We start from the raw sequence: 2,182 nt of genomic DNA on the forward strand, positions 1-2,182 counted from the left end.
CGCGGGCGTCGACCTGGAGCTGGATGGGCGAGCTGCCCAGCGCGTACTGCACGGCATTGCCAAGCAGGTTCGAGAGCACCTGCGAGATGCGGGTGGAGTCGAAATAGCCCAGTGCGTCGCCCTGGCTCACCACGTCGATGGCGCGCGTGGGGTTGGCCTGGCGGGTTTCCTCCGCCACGGCATGGGCCAGCGCGGCAAGGTCGTGGTTGGCGAGGTCCAGGTGCATGACACCCGAGCGGATACGCGAGAAATCCAGCAACTGGTCGATCATCCGCGCCATGCGGCGGGCGCTGCTTTCCACGTGGTGCGCGGTACGCGCCAGCGGGCCATCGCCCACTTCCACCAGGATGCGGTCGGCGCACAGGCTGATGGCCGACAGCGGCGTGCGCAGGTCGTGCGTCAGCACGGCGATCATGGCCTCGTTGAGCTGCAGGGCGCGCTCGAGGCTGGCGTTCTGCGCCTTGAGCTGCTGCCGCTGCTGGTACAGCTGCACGAACACATCCACCTTGCCCAGGATCACGCGCGGGTCGATGGGCTTGTGCAGGAAATCCACCGCGCCGGTCTCGTACCCCTTGAACGACCGGGCGGGGTCGTTCGGCGAGGCGGTGAGGAAGATGATGGGCACGTCGCGCGTGCGCTGCGAGCCGCGCATCAGTTCGGCCAGCGCGAAACCATCCATCTCGGGCATCTGCACGTCGAGCAGGGCCAGCGCCACGTCGTGCACCAGCAGCAGTTCGAGGGCTTCGGGGCCGGAGGCGGCCTTGAGGATGCGGACATCGTCGCGGGCCAGCAGCGCCTCCATAGCCACGAGGTTTTGCGGCACGTCGTCCACGATCAGCACGTTCGCGAGGTCGCGCGCCGCCGGTTCCTCGGGGAGGGTCATGGAGAGGTTCATGGGTGGAAGCATCCGAGTCGGCGGCAGAGATCACGCAAGGTGACGATGGCATCGGCGCCCGCGTGGGCGATGGCCGAGGCCGGCATGAGGGAGGCGGTGGCCTCCTCGGGGTCCTGGATCCACACGGTGCCGCCCTCGCGACGCACCGCGGCGACACCTTCGCTGCCGTCGGCGCTCGCGCCGGTCAGCAGGATGGCCAGCAGGCCGTCGCCGAACACCTCGGCGGCGGATTCAAACAGCGGGTCGATCGCCGGGCGCGAGAACAGCACGGCGTCATCGCGCGACAAGGCGAGCGTGGTGCGGTCCTCCACCAGCAGGTGGTAGTCGGGGGGCGCGAACAGCACCACGCCCGGGCACAGCGGCGCCTTGTCCGTGGCCTCGGCCACGGGCAGCGCACAGTCCTCGTCGAACAGGGCCGGCAGGCCGCTGGGGCGGTCGCGCGGTATGTGCTGCACCACCAGTACGGGCGCCGGGAAACCGGCCGGGAAACAACCCAGCACTTCGCGCAGCGCCTGGATGCCGCCGGCGGAGGCGCCGATGACCACGGCCTGGGGGAACGGCGCGCTCATGCCGCCGTCTTCCGGTACAGCCGCTCAAGCGGCGCGCAGGGCTCGAAGCCCTCGGCGTGGGCGCCGAACTGCAGCGATTCCTTGGCGCCCAGGCCCAGGAAACCGCGGCGCACCAGCGAGTCGTGGAACAGGCCCACGGCCCGGTCCTGCAGCTCGCGGTTGAAGTAGATGAGCACGTTGCGGCAGCTCACCAGGTGCACTTCGGAAAACACGGCATCGGTGGCGAGGCTATGGTCGGCGAACACCACCTGCTTCTTCAGGCGGCGATCGAACACGGCGCCGCCATAGCCCGTCGTGAAGTAATCCGACAGCGAGCGGCGCCCGCCCGCAGCCTGGTAGTTGCGGCTGAACAGGGCCATGCGGTCGAGCGCGAACATACCGCTCTCGGCCGCTTCCAGCGCCGCCGGGTTGATATCGGTGGCGTAGATGACGGCGCGGTCGAGCAGGCCTTCCTCTTCCAGCAGGATGGCCATGCTCCACACTTCCTCGCCCGTGCTGCAACCGGCGATCCACACCTTCACGCTCGGGTACGTCTTCAGCACCGGCATGGCGTGCTCGCGCAGCGCGGCGAAATACGTGGGGTCGCGGAACATCTCCGACACTTGCACGGTGAAGTACTGCATGGCCTCGGCGAAGAACGCCGGGTCGTGGATCACCCTGTGCTGCAGGTCGCTCAGCTTCTCGAACCCGTAGCGGCCCATGGCGTGGCGCATGCGCC

The 2,182-nt window shown here is 68.9% G+C and carries 3 protein-coding genes; all 3 read right to left on the bottom strand.

Features of this window, described 5'->3' with window-relative positions:
- A partial coding sequence (locus VI08_RS20330; protein ID WP_045831469.1) for a hybrid sensor histidine kinase/response regulator occupies nucleotides 1-895 on the bottom strand: 895 nt, incomplete at its 3' end.
- Nucleotides 892-1,464, bottom strand: a complete 573-nt coding sequence (locus VI08_RS20335; RefSeq protein ID WP_045831468.1) for a chemotaxis protein CheB — start codon at nucleotides 1,462-1,464, stop codon at nucleotides 892-894. The genes VI08_RS20330 and VI08_RS20335, both read right to left, overlap by 4 nt.
- Nucleotides 1,461-2,182, bottom strand: a 722-nt coding sequence (locus tag VI08_RS20340) for a CheR family methyltransferase (protein ID WP_045831470.1), incomplete at its 5' end; no start/stop codon positions are given. The genes VI08_RS20335 and VI08_RS20340, both read right to left, overlap by 4 nt.

Source organism: Luteibacter yeojuensis (assembly GCF_000964085.1).
Taxonomy (GTDB): Bacteria; Pseudomonadota; Gammaproteobacteria; order Xanthomonadales; family Rhodanobacteraceae; genus Luteibacter; species Luteibacter yeojuensis_A.